Origin of the sequence: Rothia koreensis, from assembly GCF_004136575.1 — a bacterium.
GTDB lineage: Bacteria > Actinomycetota > Actinomycetes > Actinomycetales > Micrococcaceae > Rothia > Rothia koreensis.
In genome coordinates this window covers 1-14,458 of sequence record NZ_NOIQ01000018.1, presented here as the reverse complement: position 1 = coordinate 14,458, position 14,458 = coordinate 1, and the positions used below count along the sequence as shown (strand labels likewise).

The 14,458-nt window shown below is 67.0% G+C and carries 12 protein-coding genes; 5 read left to right on the top strand and 7 right to left on the bottom strand.

Going from position 1 to position 14,458, the window contains the following annotated elements; genetic code table 11:
- Positions 1–24: 24 nt before the first annotated feature.
- The 3 genes from EWU68_RS10690 to EWU68_RS10680 form a co-directional block, all read right to left on the bottom strand.
- Positions 25–1,707 (bottom strand): ATP-binding cassette domain-containing protein, encoded by a 1,683-nt coding sequence (locus EWU68_RS10690; protein ID WP_129316120.1) that lies wholly within the window; start codon positions 1,705–1,707, stop codon positions 25–27.
- Positions 1,708–1,935: 228 nt separating this feature from the next.
- Complete coding sequence (locus EWU68_RS10685; protein WP_129316119.1) at positions 1,936–3,444, bottom strand: M48 family metallopeptidase; 1,509 nt, start codon at positions 3,442–3,444, stop codon at positions 1,936–1,938.
- Positions 3,445–3,666: 222 nt separating this feature from the next.
- Entirely contained in the window at positions 3,667–4,323 is a 657-nt protein-coding gene (locus tag EWU68_RS10680) for a C39 family peptidase (protein WP_162421458.1), read from the bottom strand.
- A gap of 484 nt (positions 4,324–4,807) precedes the next feature.
- Here EWU68_RS10680 and EWU68_RS10675 point away from each other — a divergent pair, with 484 nt between their 5' ends.
- The gene (locus EWU68_RS10675; protein ID WP_129316117.1) at positions 4,808–5,815 is read left to right on the top strand and encodes a hypothetical protein; all 1,008 of its coding nucleotides are present in this window, start codon (positions 4,808–4,810) and stop codon (positions 5,813–5,815) included.
- Positions 5,816–5,854: 39 nt separating this feature from the next.
- On the opposite strand, the gene EWU68_RS10670 is transcribed toward EWU68_RS10675, so the two are convergent.
- From EWU68_RS10670 to EWU68_RS10655, 4 genes are all read right to left on the bottom strand, one after another.
- Positions 5,855–6,421, bottom strand: coding sequence for a GNAT family N-acetyltransferase (locus tag EWU68_RS10670; protein ID WP_129316116.1), 567 nt, complete (start codon positions 6,419–6,421; stop codon positions 5,855–5,857).
- 315 nt (positions 6,422–6,736) lie between these two features.
- Positions 6,737–7,141, bottom strand: a complete 405-nt coding sequence (locus tag EWU68_RS10665; protein ID WP_129316115.1) for a RidA family protein — start codon at positions 7,139–7,141, stop codon at positions 6,737–6,739.
- A gap of 57 nt (positions 7,142–7,198) precedes the next feature.
- A complete protein-coding gene (locus EWU68_RS10660; RefSeq protein ID WP_129316114.1) occupies positions 7,199–7,984 on the bottom strand; it encodes an IclR family transcriptional regulator in 786 nt (261 codons plus the stop codon).
- Entirely contained in the window at positions 7,981–8,958 is a 978-nt protein-coding gene (locus EWU68_RS10655; protein WP_129316113.1) for a sugar kinase, read from the bottom strand. Before EWU68_RS10655 ends, EWU68_RS10660 begins: the two co-directional genes overlap by 4 nt.
- A 123-nt stretch (positions 8,959–9,081) precedes the next feature.
- Between EWU68_RS10655 and EWU68_RS10650 the strand changes: the two genes are divergently transcribed.
- From EWU68_RS10650 to EWU68_RS10635, 4 genes are all read left to right on the top strand, one after another.
- A complete protein-coding gene (locus EWU68_RS10650; protein WP_162421459.1) occupies positions 9,082–10,317 on the top strand; it encodes an alanine racemase in 1,236 nt (411 codons plus the stop codon).
- A gap of 33 nt (positions 10,318–10,350) precedes the next feature.
- On the top strand, positions 10,351–12,009 hold the full coding sequence (locus tag EWU68_RS10645; RefSeq protein WP_129316111.1) for an N-acyl-D-amino-acid deacylase family protein: 1,659 nt from the start codon (positions 10,351–10,353) through the stop codon (positions 12,007–12,009).
- Between the two features lie 88 nt (positions 12,010–12,097).
- Positions 12,098–12,766, top strand: a complete 669-nt coding sequence (locus tag EWU68_RS10640) for a bifunctional 4-hydroxy-2-oxoglutarate aldolase/2-dehydro-3-deoxy-phosphogluconate aldolase (protein WP_129316110.1) — start codon at positions 12,098–12,100, stop codon at positions 12,764–12,766.
- Positions 12,767–12,771: 5 nt separating this feature from the next.
- A complete protein-coding gene (locus tag EWU68_RS10635) occupies positions 12,772–14,160 on the top strand; it encodes a GntP family permease (protein WP_129316109.1) in 1,389 nt (462 codons plus the stop codon).
- Positions 14,161–14,458 lie beyond the last annotated feature (298 nt).

Genomic DNA, 14,458 nt, shown 5'->3' with positions numbered 1-14,458 from the left:
GCCCGCTTCGCGCAGAGGGCGGCGTCATGCGTCCAACGGCACGGTCCGGTCGATGCGAATCCGGTCCAGGAAGTCCTGGTCGTGGCTGACCACCAGGAGCGCGCCCCGGAATCCGCCCAGGGCGTTGACCAGCCAGTCGACCGTGCCCATGTCCAGGTTGTTGGTCGGCTCGTCGAGCACCAGGAGCCTCGGCGCGGGCGCCGAGAGCAGGATCCTGGCCAGTGCGACGCGGAAACGCTCACCGCCGGAGAGCGTCCGAACCTTCGCGAATACCGTGTCGCGCCGGAACAGCAAACGCGCCAAGTCGTCCCGGAGCCGCTGGTCGCTGGCCCCCGGGTTGCTCGCGGCCACCGTTTCGAGAACCGTTGCCTCCGGGTCCAGCCGGATCCGCTGGGGAAGGTACCCGATGCGATCGGTCCTCCCGATCACCTCGTAGATCCGGCCCATGCCAGGCGCCGATACGAAAGACATGGGAGCGCCGGTCACCACACGCTCGAGCAACGTGCTCTTGCCCGAACCATTGCGTCCTGAGATCCGCAGATGCTCGGGCCCGGAGACGATGACGTGGGTTTCGTCCGTCGGCAAGGGAACGACGTCGTCCTCGGACTCCTGCGCGGAGCCGACCACCCCGGCGTCCTCGAGAAGTTGTAATTCCACGATTCTGGTGCCGTTGCCGACCGCAGTGTCCGGGAGGTCCAGGTAGACGTCCTCGCTCCGGCGGAGCGAGTCCTCCGCCGCGGCGAGCCTGTCGTTGGCGGCGCGCTCGCGGTCGGCCATCAGGGCACGCGCCCGGGCGGAGGACTTCTCCGAATTCTCCTTGTCCCCGCCCATGGCGATGGGAGGTTTGCGCTTGGTCTCCGCGAACTTCTTGCCGCGCCGTTCGTCCCGCGACTGCCTGATCTGCTGATTGATCCGGTCGCGCTTCTCCTTGTCCGCGGTCGCCCGGGCATCGCGAATGTCGCGACGCTTGGTCTCTTCCTCGGCGTCCACGGTGGCTTCCCACGCGGAAAAACTTCCCTCGAACCGTCGCAGAGTCGACGCCGGGTTTCGCGGGTCGACCTGCCGGAGCTCGCTGATCGAGTCGCATCGTTCCAGGAGCGCCTTGTCGTGGCTGATCACGAGTACCGGTATGCGATGTCGCAAGCCGTCCAGGAGGCCAGCCAATTGCTCGCGGGCCTCGGCATCGAGATTGTTGGTGGGTTCGTCGAGTATCAGCGCTTCCGGCCGTGCAAGCCGGATCCCGAGCAGCGCGGTCCTGACGGCTTGGCCCCCGGACAGCGTGCCGACCTCGCGGTCCAGGCCGATGCCGGGCATTCCGGCTCGGTGCATCGCTGCCTCGGGGCGGTCCCGGAGGTCCCAGTCGTCACCGATCGCGTCGAAGTGCTGTGGAGCGACGTCGCCCTGCGTCACCGCGTCGATCGCGGAGAGAACAGGAGAGATGCCGAGCAGATCGGCGACCGTCGTCGCGGTCTCCAGGCCCAGATCCTGCCGCAGGACATGAGTCCTCGGCGGGGCCGTGGCCGAGCCGTGCGCGGGGTCGAGGCCACCCGTGATGATGTCGACCAGGGTGGATTTGCCGGAGCCGTTGGACCCGATGAGGCCATGCAGGCCGGCGTCGTACACGACGTCGACATCAGTCAGGCACGGGGTCCCGTCCGGCCAGGAAAAGCCGATTCCGACGAGGGAAATGTTGTGTTGGATAGGCATAATGGCGTCCTCTCAGCGTGATGGCAGGCCGAGCGGACGCGGTGGTCCTGCTCAGCCGATGGGGGCGAGAGGTGCACTGTCCAATGCATTTCCTTTGTTCGGGGGCAGAAGCGAGATGAGCGTAGCATGCGATGCGAGTCGATGGGAATGGCGGGAGACGGACAGATGCGCGAAGCGCCCCCTGCCTTCACGAGGCAGGGGGCGCTTCGCGCGATACCGCAGTCCGAATCAGCCGTTCTCGGGCGGGCGCGGGTTGTCTCCCGAGGAATCCGGCGAATCGCGGGTCTCAGGAGGGGCCTGCCGGTGCCGGTCACCGGGTTCGGGGTCAATGCCGTATCCGCTCGAGCGTCGGGGACGGGCCGAATCGTCGTCCGCGGAACCGGTGGTACCGGTGGGCCCGTTCGGGCCGGTCTGGCCTTCCGGTCCTGCGGGGCCGTTCGGACCGCCGAATCCGCGCCGACCGGGGCCCGCCCAATAGATGTCCAGCAGGTCGGGGATCACGCGGTCGCGGCGGTCGGCGACCTCCTTGTCGGAGACAACGTTGACGCCCCAGTGCGCATTGCCCGGCTTCTCCGGGTACGTGCCCAGGAACTCGGTGCTCTGGAGCGGGTCCGGCCAGGAGGCCGCCGGTTCCGCGGCGGGAACCATGGAGAGCGGGTTGTTCGCCGGGTTGAGTCGCGGACGCCAGATGAGGCGGCCGGGACGGGAACGATCGCGCAGGGCGTGAGCGCGCCACGTCGTCGCCGGATGGGACATGTTGAGGTTGGCGAGCCACGTGAACAATCCGCGCTCGTAGACGGCGCGGTCGGCCAACTCCTGGAAATTCACGTCCTTGTTCAGGTACTTGCCGGCCGCCAGGGTACGGATCGTGCCTTCCGAACCACGCGGGCAATACCGGTAACCGAAGTTGTCCGCGGTGTACTCCTGTGCCCTGGAGAGGATCGAGGCCAGGAACGGCACGTTCTGGAAGGCCGAAACGCCCAGGAGCCGGAAGTACGAGGTGTGGCCGGCCGCAATGTGGCCGACCTCGTGGCCGATGATGAATCGCAAAGCGTCCGGGTCACGGGCCTCGCCGCCGACCTCGAACAGGTCGGAGTAGATCGCGACGAAACGACGATGACCATGGCCCGAGGCGAAAGCGTTGATCGTGCCGTTGCCCAGCACCACGTAGGCGTCCGGTACACGGCGCAGACCGTGGGCTTTGGCTGCGCCCACGAGCATCTCGTAGGCCTCGGGGAATTGTGTGGGGGTGATACGGACGCCGCTGAGCCGCATCTGGCCGTACAGCATGCCGCGACCGATGAAAATCGCGATCGGAACGATGCACATCAGGGCCAGCAACTGGTCGAAGGTCGACGCGGTGTCGGCCTCCGTGTATGTGGTCGGCGTCGTGATCATCGGCATGAACGTACGGATGAAGAGGACCCAGAAAGCGAAGGTGTAGGCCGCGATCGTGAAGCAGATCCCTACGATGAGCCACGGGATCTCCCCGGGGTGCCGCAGCTTGCCGCGCAGTCCTTCCCCCAGGAGGGACTGCGTCGAGAACAACGAAGGCCCCGGCAGAGGGCTGCGGGCTCGTTGACGGGAGTCCTCGGGGACCCAACCGTTGCTGACGTCGTCGGCCAGCGGCTGCGACGGCAACGCGGATTCCGGCGGATGGACCCCGGGCGCCCCGTACTTGTGGGCGTCCCTCTCGAAATCGGGGCCCGGAGGCGGGCCGTACGGGTTCTGGGGCATGAACGTCCTCTCGGTGGCTCATCTCAGCGAGGTGTGTTTCGGTCGCTGCGGCAACACTTCGCTTCCCAACTGTACCCAGCGAGGCTGTGAGATGGGCGAATCCCGACCGACGCACACCGCGGTGAACGCGGAAAGGCGCCGGTCTCCGACGGACGGAAACCGGCGCCTGTTCTGGCCGAACTCTCACCGGCTCACTTCCGGTGGGAGATCACGGTCGGAAACTCAGACCGTGTAGACCCAGGGGGTGTTGCCCTCGGCCGACGTCGTGATGATGTTGGTCAGCTGGGTCTCGGTGGCCTGGTAGGACTTCTTCGAGGTCTTCAGAGGGTCGTTGACCGTGAAGGTTCCCTTGTCCTTGTTGTAGCCGGAAATGTAGACGAAGTGTCCGTATCCCGGCGCGGCGTCCTCGCCCTCAATGACCCCGGTCTGCGTCAGGACCACGGCGCCCTTGCCGTCCTTGATCTGTTCGATCGAGTTGGTGGCCTCGCCGTTCACATGGGCCGTGCCCTTGACGCCGTGGTTGCTCAGGATCGTGGCGACGTCGTCACTCTGGAGGAACTCGGAGTTGCCTCGTCCGGCTTCATCGCGGATCTGGCTCATGGCTGCACTCTGATCGGAATCCGAGTAGTTGCTCGGCAGCTTGCCACCGCCCTGCAGGAGAGCCATCAGGATGCTCGCGGGGCCGCAATCGTTGTACTGCGAGTCCTGGCCCTGGACCTGGCTGATGTACTGGAACTTGTGCTGTGCCTGGGTCGACGCCTGGGCGGTGTCGGCACCCTCGGGGGCCGCGGTGGTCGCGTTCGCGGCGCCAGCCATGGCACCGGTGGCCAGGGAAGCGATAGCCGCACCTGCAACGAACCTGCGCGTGAAGTTATTCATCGTCGAATGTTCCTTACCGTCTGTTTCTACTGTTTCGGGCAGAACTGAGCGTAGGAAGGCGGTGTGTTCCGAGTCGATGACGTCACTCAAAATGTTTGAATACCGCGGCAAACCCCTTAATGAGCAATTTGTAATAGATGACACCTGCATGCGATGACGCCAGGCGCGGCGTCGTTCGGGAAGTGTGAGGAGAAAACGGAGCCCTCGTGAAAGATTCAGCGAATGGTTGATTATGCATCAATGCATAGGTATATGAGCGCCGTTACGACAGTTCGGAAAATGTTCACCAGAACTTTCGCGCACGGTGGCTCTTCGAAGGAGATATGTTTTCTTGAGTTTTCAACTGATACGTTTCACCTAGTCAGGCGAATGTTTGGCGCGAATGGTAGGTTGGTGGACCGGCCATTCCGCCATTGTGGTGGACCTTCACGGTTCTGTACTCTGGCGTACTGAACCACTCTCTGCACCATTGGGGAACCTCACTATGACCTGCACAGGCAAGACCCTGTCCGCGCGCGCCTCGGCCGCGCTTCTCATTGCATCCGCACTCTTCCTGGGAGGGTGCTCCACGGATTCGGGGGACAACAAGACCTCGTCGTCCGACGCCTCGCAGACTCAGCCCACCGGCAAAGCCTCCGAGGGATCGTCCAAGGACTCGACGGCGGAGGGCGATTCCTCACCCAAGAAAGCAAAAAAGAATGAGCTGATCGGCGGCGGGAAGACCGTGTTCCCGGATCGTCGCATGGTTGCGCTGTACGGGGCACCCGGAAATCCTTCCCTGGGCGTGCTCGGCGAACAGGGTCCCGCGGCCTCGGTCAAGCGGGTCAAGGACCTGGCCAAACAGTACGAGCCGTACAGCGAAGAGCCGGTTGTTCCAGCCTTCGAAGTCATCGCCTCGGTCGCGGATGCGGCCCCCGGCGAGGACGGGGACTACTCCAACGAGATGACGCCGGAGCAGCTGCGACCGCTCCTGGACGAGGCCAAGAAGAGCGGCGTCTACGTGATCCTGGATCTCCAGCCCGGGTTGCAGGACTTCACGAGCCAGATCAAGGAATACGAGGACATCCTCAAGGACCCGAACGTCGGCGTCGGTCTGGATGCGGAATGGAGACTGGCGCCGGGTCAGAAACCTCTCGAGCAGATCGGGTCCGTGGGCGCTTCCGAGGTCAACGACTCCCTCCGCTACATCGCGGACCTGACCAAGCGCGAGAACCTGCCGCAGAAGGCCGTAGTCATCCACCAATTCGCCGGATTCATGATCACGAACCGGGAACAGATCGATACATCCCACCCGGAACTCGCGTTGACCCTGCACGCTGACGGCCACGGCACTCCGGGGCTCAAGAAGGAGACCTGGGAAGCGTTGCAGAAGGGGCTGCCCCAGGGTATCCGCATGTCGTGGAAAAATTTCTACGACGAAGACACCCCGATGTTCACCCCGGAGCAGACCTACCAGATGGAGCCCAAGCCGTGGGTGGTCACCTACCAGTAGTCCCTGCCGGTCAGGTCCGATCCCGGCGTCGCCCGTTTGCTACTTCTGCGTCGCCTTCAGCACCTCTGGCTGGAGTGGCCTGTCGGCGTAGACCAGGCGTATCGCGGACGGGTCCGGGTTTCCCGCGTCCGGTCCGCGGTGGCGGAGCGTGAGCCCCAACTTTTCGGCCACCGCGGCCGACGCCCGGTTGTTCTCGAGCAGGTAGGCCACGATCGGGGTCTCCGGGCGAAGCGTCGTCGCCCGATCGAGGGCTCGACGCGACAGCTCCGTGGCCAGTCCTCGCCCCTGGGCCTCGGGCGAGAACCGGTACCCCAGGTTCCAGAACACGCCGTTGCGCAGGGCGCAGCCTCCGTGACCGACCACCTTTCCGTCCTCTCGCGCTACCCAGGTTCCGAGGCCGGCATCCCAGGCCGAAATCCAGCCCGCCAGGACATTGCGGGTGGTCCCGACGTCCGCGAACCTGCCGCTCGGCAAATGCGTCCACACGCGCGGGTCCGAATACAGTCGGTGCAGTTCGTCCAGGTCAGTCATGCGTGGGACGTGCAGGTCGAGCCGCTCGGTGCGGTCTTCGGGCTGGTCGGTCGTTGCCGCCCGGTCGGTGTTCATCGCTGGTCCTCGCCTCCCGGGCGCCGTGATCCCGTCGTTCGCTGGGGTTTCTTCAGTCTATGGCGGGGTGCGGCGGTCGAGGTGGCAGTTTTGTGCGTTTCGGCCCGCGAGGTGGCAATCATGTGCGTTTTGTCCCGCGAGGTGGCAGCTTTGTGCGGAATTTGGGGTCAAAACCGCACGGGATTGCCACTTCGGGAGGATTTCCGCACGGGATTGCCACTTCGTGGGGGTTTTGCACGGGATTGCCACTTCGCGGGTTCATCGGCCGGGTGGGCGACGACGCCGGGGAGCGGCCCCGGCGTCGTCGGCGCAGTACTACGCCACGACGGCGACGGCGTCGATCTCCACGAGCATCGGATCGTCCGGCAGGCCTACGAAGACCGTGGTGCGGGACGGGAACTTCTTGGACGGTACGTACTTCTCCACGAACTCGGCGTAGGCCTCGTTCATCAACGCGAAGTCCTCGCGCTTGGTCAGATAGACGCGCAGCATCAGCACATCCTCCATCGAGGCTCCGCCGGCCTCCACGATCGCCCGGACGTTCTCCAGGGTTCGGGTGGTCTGGGCCTTCACATCGTCCGCTCCGATGTACTCGTTGCTCTCAGGGTCTTTCGGGCCCTGTCCCGAGATCTGCAACATGTTGCCGATGCGGATCCCTTGGGAGAATACGTATGCCGGGGCCGGCGCCTGGTCGGTGGCCACGATCTGCTTGTCGTTCATGGCGATTCCCTTCTGTCGATGTTGTTTGACGGAAAACTCTGTGGTCGGGGCGAGGCCCTAGTGGGCCGCGCGCTCGGCAAGGTCCGGCGCGGGGACCTCGCCCCGGAAGCCGAGGTCCGCAGAGATCGCGCACGCGGTTTCGTGCAGCCGCGGCAGCATCGCCTTCAACTGCTCGAAGTCCAGGATGACGGTCGGCACGGTGACGGAGATCGCCGCCCACACTGTGCCGTCCGCCCCGTAGATCGGCACTGCGACGCAGTGCACCAACCGCTCGTGCTCCTCGCGGTCGGCGGCCCAGTGGCGGCGGCTGGCCTCGTCCCAGGCATCGAGCACCTGCTCCGGCGTCGTCAATGTGTGGGGCGTGCGTTCGGTGAGATCGGCGCGCCCGAGCAGGCGCTCCCGATCCGGCCGGTCCAGACTGCCCGCCAGGATCTTCGCGACCGCGGCCGAGTTCAACGAGGCGGAGAGGCCCACGCGCGAGTACATGCGGACCGGTGTCCTCGGCTCGATCTTGTCGATGTAGACCACCTCGTCGTTCTCCAGCGCGGCGAGGTGCACGGTATGGCCGATGTCCATGTTCAGCCGCACCAGGTGTGGATGAGCCGCGGACTGGATGCCCCGGCCGCTCGCGGCGGCCGCCGAAGCCAGCGCGTAGACCCCGTGCCCCAGTTGATATCGCTCGTCCGGGTGCTTCACCACGTAATGGCGCTCTTCCAGAGCATGCAGCAGGCGCATGATCGTGGTTTTGTGCACGTCGAATGCGAGGCTCAGTTCGGCGAGCGTTGCCGGCTCTTTTGCTAGATGTTCCAGGATGTCCAGCGCACGGCCCAGGACTTGGCTCACAGTCGACCTCCACGATGCGCACCCGACTCGTCGACGCGGATGCTTTCCCACTCATCTTCGGTCACGGCGAGCAGGGCGTCCAACGTCGCCGCGGAGGGCGGCAGAGCTCTGTCGGTTGTGGTGGTCAGTGCGGCGGAGGCGTGGAGGTGGCCGCGGCGTAGGCATCGGATGGGGTCGTCCCCGTGGAGGAGGCCGGCCAGGAAGCCCGCAGCGAAGGCGTCGCCGGCGCCGACCGCGTCGATCACCCGGACCGAGAGGGACGGGACCTCGCTGACCTCGCCGTCGAGGCGGCACAGCGCCCGACGGGAGTCGTCCTTGACCACCACGCACGGAACGTCCGGCAGTGCGGCCAGGATGTCCTCGACGCCCTCCGCGCCCCAGGCCGCCCGCGCCTCGTCTGCGCCGACGAACACGACGTCGGCCCGGCGCGCCAGCCCGAGGAGCTCGGTGGGGGAGACCCCTGGCAACGAGGGGCGGTAGTTCACGTCGAAGGAGAGGCGGGCAGACCGCGGCTGGCCGAAGAGGGTGTCCAACAGCTTCGAGCACCCAGGGGAGATCGAGGCAGTGATACCGGAGGTGTGCACCAGATCCGCTGCGGCCAGGCGTCGGGCTGTCTCTGGCTCCTCAAGCAGCCCGGGCGACATCGCCGAGGCTGCCGAGCCCTCGCGGTAGTAGAACACCTCGTTCTCGCCCCGCCGCGACTTCAGGTACAGCCCGGTACGCCGCTCCGGGTCTCGGACCACTGCCTCGATATCGATGCCGGCGGCCCCTAGCTCCTCCAGGATTAGGTCGCCCAGAGGATCCTCCCCCAGACGGGAGACCCACGACGTCGGTATGCCTGCTGCTTCCAGCCCAGCGGCCACGTTCGACTCGGCGCCGCCTGCTGTGCAGGTGAGCAGGCGGACCGACTCGTTCTCCGGACTGCGAGGCGACATGACGGCCATCGTCTCCCCGAGGCAGACAGCGTGGGGCATAAAGTGCCTTCCGTTTTTGAGTCATTGACAACTGTTGCCTGTGACACTAGACATGGAATCAGGTTTTTGCAACAGCCGTTGCAACATATGCAACACAATCCATCGGCAGTGAAGGTGCGCATCATGCTCCCCGTCCCCCAGCAGCTTTTCGACCACTCCTCGCACGGTGCCAACAAGGCCCTCGGAGGGCGGGACCTTGCCTTCGGGGACCGGGACGTCCTCGGCACCCCCGTGACCGAACTCAACACGCCCCTGGTGACCCTCGAGGAGCAGGCCCTCACCCACAACGCCCGGACCATGGCCGAGTGGTGCCGTGATCACGGCGTCCTTCTCGCCCCGCACGGAAAGACCACCATGTCCCCTCAGCTCTGGCAGCTGCAGCTCGACGAGGGAGCTTGGGGCATCACCCTGGCCAACGTGCCGCAACTACGCGTCGCCCGCCGCTTCGGGCACCGTCGACTGATGCTGGCCAACTCGCTGACCTCGCCGGCGGATATCGCGTGGGCCTCGGCCGAGGCCTCCGAGGGTGTGCGACTGGTCTCTTGGGCCGACTCCTTGGGGACCGTCGAGCTGCTGCACGAGCACGCGGAGCAGGGGCCGCTCGAGGTGATGGTCGAACTCGGTGGGGTCGGCGGCCGCACCGGCGCCCGGACCGTCGAGGAAGCGCTCGAGGTCGCCCGCGCCGTCCACGAGGCGCCCAACCTTCTGCTGTCCGGCGTCGGTGGCTACGAAGGCGCGCTGGCCCACGAGAGGACCGAGACTGACCTGGGCATCGCCCGCGAGTACCTCGGCCGGGTTGCCGAGCTGCATCGCGCCGCAGTTGAGCTGTACGACGTCGAAAGAAGCTTCCTCAGCGCGGGCGGAAGCGCCTTCTTCGACGTGGTCGCCGAGGTCCTGCGCCCGGCCGCGGAGGAAACCGGGGCGGACGTGATCGTCCGCGCCGGCGCCTACCTGGTGCACGACGCGGGCTTCTGTCGCGGGGTCTCCCCGTTGACCGGAACCGAGCACGAGTTCGCAAGCGCGATGACCGGGTGGGCGCGAGTCGTCTCGCAGCCCGAGCCCGGGCTGGCGATCGTGGACGTCGGGCGGCGGGACGTCTCCTTCGATGTCGGGCTGCCCACGGTCGCAGCCGCCTGCGAGGTCCCCGGCGGGTCGGAGCGGGCCTTCCGGGGCGAGGTCGTCGAGCTCAACGACCAGCACGGGTACGTGGTCTACGGCGAGGACCAGGATCCGCCGCGGGTCGGCGAGGTGCTCCGGCTGAACCTCTCCCACCCCTGCACCGTCCTGGACAAGTGGGCAGTGCTGCCGGTGCTCGATGCCGAGGGCACCGTCGCCGACCTCGTCACCACCTACTTCTAGAACATGGGACCGGCAGGGGAAGACCCCATGGACATGGACACTGCAAGTACCCTCATCTCCCGCGCCACTGTCGTCGACGGGACGGGGGCGCCCGGGAGGGACGCCGACGTCGTGCTCGAGGCAGGGCGGATACGCGCGATCGCGCGCCCCGGCTCGCTGGACCCGTCGGAACACCTCGAGCATTTCGAGGCCGCCGGGCTGGTCCTGACGCCGGGATTCATCGACATGCACGCCCACTCTGACCTGCAGGTCCTCCTGACTCCCGAGCACACCGCCAAGCTGAGCCAGGGGGTCACCACCGAGGTGCTGGGCCAGGACGGGCTCTCTTACGCGCCCATCACTCCCGAGGTGCTGGCCGTGGTGCGGCAGAAGATCGCGGGGTGGAACGACGATCCGCGGGACCGGGAGATCGGCTGGCCCACCGTGCGCGCCTACCTCGACGAGCTCGACACGGCCGGGATCGCGGCCAACGTTGCGTACCTGGTGCCGCACGGCGTCGTCCGGGCCCAGGTCATGGGATTCGACGAGGGGGCCGCCGACGCCGAACAGATCGGGCGTATGTGCGCGATCCTGGAGCAGGGGCTGCTGGACGGAGCCGCCGGAATGTCCACCGGGCTGACCTATACGCCCGGTATGTATGCCGACCGGGCAGAGCTGGCCGCGCTGTGCGGCGTGCTGGCGCGGCATGACGGCTACCTCTCGCCGCACACGCGATCCTACGGCCACGGGGCACTGGAGGCCTACGCCGAGATGATCGACCTCGCGGAGGTCAGCGGCTGTGCCCTGCACCTGACGCACGCGACGATGAACTTTGGCGAGAACGAAGGACGCGGCGGCGAACTGTTGGAACTGGTCGACGCGGCCCTGGCCCGCGGCGTCGACATCACCCTCGACACCTACCCCTATCTTCCCGGTGCGACGATGCTCTCCGCAGTACTTCCCTCGTGGGCCGCTGCCGGGGATACCGAAGCGATCCTCGCCCGTTTCCAGGATCCGGCGGACCGCGCGCGGATACGAGAGGACATGGAGATCAACGGCTCGGACGGATGCCATGGAGTCACCGTCGAGTACGAGACTCTGGAGATCTCCGGCGTCCGCAACCCAGAGCTCGCGGGGCTGGTCGGCCGGACGGTGCAGGAGATCGCCGAAGAGACCGGCGAGGAACCCTTCGACACCGCCCTGCGCATCATGGCTGCCGATCGGCTCGGAACCGGCATCCTGCAGCACGTGGGCCACGAGGAGAATGTGCGCACCATCATGGCCCACCCCGCGCACACCGGCGGAAGCGACGGCATCCTGATCGGGGCCAAACCTCATCCACGTGCGTGGGGCACATTTCCCCGATTCCTCGGCCACTACGTCCGGGACGAGAAGCTCATGAGCCTCGAGGAGATGGTGCACCACCTGAGCGGACGTCCCGCGCAGCGGCTGCGGCTGCGCGAGCGCGGTGAGATTCGCGAGGGATGGGCCGCCGACCTCGTGCTCCTCGACCCGTCCACGGTCGACGCAGCCTCCACCTTCGCCGAGCCCCGGCAGCCCGCCCGTGGCATCCGGGCCGTGTGGGTCAACGGGGCGTTGGCCTACGGGGAGGACGGGGCCACCGGCCGCCGCGCGGGGCGCGCCCTGCGCGGCGAAGTCGAGTCGCCGCATCCGCTCTCCCCGCGGGTCGCCGAGCACGGCCCGCACCGGTGAACCCCACCGGGCCTACCGCCCGCTCGCTTTTCCATCCTCCCGGCGCCCTCCGGCGCCCTGACAAATCCTGAGAGACAAGGACCCATCCATGACCACGTTCACCGAACAGCTGCGCAGCAGCCGCGTCGTCGCCGTGGTGCGCGCCAAGCGCATCCCCGACGCCGTCGCCCTGGCCGAATCCCTCGCCAACGGCGGCATCTCCATCCTGGAACTGACCTACACCACGCCCGACGTCGAGACGCACCTGCGCGCGATCAGCTCCGGTGCACCCGGCACCCTGGTGGGCGCCGGTACGGTCCTCGACGCCGCGCAGGCCCGCGGTGCGGTCGAGGCCGGGGCGCGGTTCCTGGTCACACCCTCCGTGATCGAGGAGGTGGCCGAGGTTGCCCGCGAGGCTGGGGTCCCGATGCTCCTCGGCGCGATGACCCCCACCGAGGTCCTCCGGGCGCGGGCACTCGGGGCGGAGCACGTGAAGATCTTCCCGGCCGGCGTCGTCGGCTCCCGCTTCGTCAAGGACCTCCAGGGGCCATTCCCTGGCCTCTCCACCGTCCCCAGTGGGGGTATCGACGAGAAGAACGCTCGGGACTTCATCGACGCCGGGGCTACGGCCGTGTGCTGCGGCTCCTCGGTGGTCTCGGCCGCCGACGTCGAGGGCGGTGCGTGGGAGAAGATCACCGCGAATGCTACCGATTTCGTGGAGCGGACCACCGGAGCCGTTCCCGCCTCCGGGTCCGGCGCGGGCGGAGAGGGGCGGTGACGACGATGGCTTTCGTCGACTGGTTGCAGAACGACACCCTGGGGCTTCTCCTGCTGGCCGCGGCCAGCGTCGCGTTGCTCCTGGTCCTCATCATCAAGGTCAAGCTGGAGCCGTTCATTGCCCTTCTGATCGTGGGCATTCTGACGGCGCTGGCCGGCGGCGTCTCCGTGGCCGATCTCGTGGGGTCCGCGACCGGGGCCTCGGAGTCCATCCTGGAGAAGGGCTACGCCGGGACCCTGGGACACATCGCCGTCATCATCGGCCTGGGTACCGTGCTCGGCGCGCTGTTGGAGTCCTCCGGGGCGGCCGAGGTGCTGCTGGCCCGGCTGACCAAGGTCTTCGGCACCAGGGGCACAGCGGTGGCCATCGGGATCTGCGGGTTCGTGCTTGGCATTCCGGTGTTCTTCGACATCGGCATCTTCGTCCTGGCGCCCCTGGTCTACGTCGCCGCCAGGCGGGGCGGGGGCTCACTGGTCAAGTATGCGCTGCCGCTGCTCGCCGGCCTCTCCGTGACCCACGCCTTCCTGCCGCCGCACCCCGGCCCGGTCACCGCCGCCGGCCTCTTCGGTGTGGACCTGGGGTGGATGCTGCTGATCGGCTTCGCCGTGGGCATCCCGGCGTTCATCGTCTCGGGTCTGCTGTGGGGCATTTGGATCGGCAACCGCGTGCACTCCTTCATACCCGCCACCTCGGCGAAGCTCCAGGAGGAGGGCGAGGAGCGGACACCGCCGAGCATGGGCGTGGTGGCCCTGGTGATCGGCCTGCCCCTTCTGCTGATTCTCGGTGGGACCTTCGGGAACATCTTGCTTCCCGAGGGGGCGCTGCGTAATTTCCTGACGCTGGTGGGTACGCCGGCCATCGCGCTGACCCTCGCGGTGCTGCTGTCCATGTGGTTGCTGGGGCTGCGTCGCGGGCGCTCATCCTCCGACATCACCTCGATCATTTCCAAGGCATTGAACCCGGTGGGGATGCTGCTCCTGGTCATCGGTTCGGGCGCGTTCTTCGGCGCGGTGCTCTCCGCGACCGGCATCGGCGAAGCCGTGGCCGGGTCGCTCAGTTCGCTGGGCTGGCCGATCATCCTCTCCGCCTTCGTGATCTCTTCGGGGCTGCGCATCGCGCAGGGATCGGCGACCGTAGCCATCGTGACCACCGGCGGGATCCTGCAGGCGGCCGTGGAATCGGGCGGATACTCGCAGGTGCAGCTCGCGCTTCTCGTTGCGGCCGTGGCCAGCGGCTCCGTCATCGCATCCCACGTGAACGACGGCGGGTTCTGGATCATCCAGCGCTACTTCAACATGACGGTGGCCCAGACCCTGCGGACATGGACCGTCCTGGAGACGGTGCTGGCACTGACCGGGTTCGCAGTGGCGGCGGGAATCTGGGCAGTGGTGTGAAGCGGGTCGGGAGCGGGGGCGGGGGCGGGGCTTCGCTTCCGTGATGCGCTGCCTGTCTCGGTCTTTCGGCGTCGCGCGCCACGTAGTTGTCGTCGAAGATCCTTCCTTCCTGCCTGGGTTTCGGCCCGCGAGGTGGCAGTTTTGTGCGTTTCGGCCCGCGAGGTGGCAGTTTCGTGCGGAATTTGGGGTCAAAACCGCACGGGATTGCCACTTCGGGAGGATTTCCGCACGGGATTGCCACTTCGCGGGTTTATCGGCCGGGTGGGCGACGACGCCGGGGCCGTGGGGCGGGGTGTTG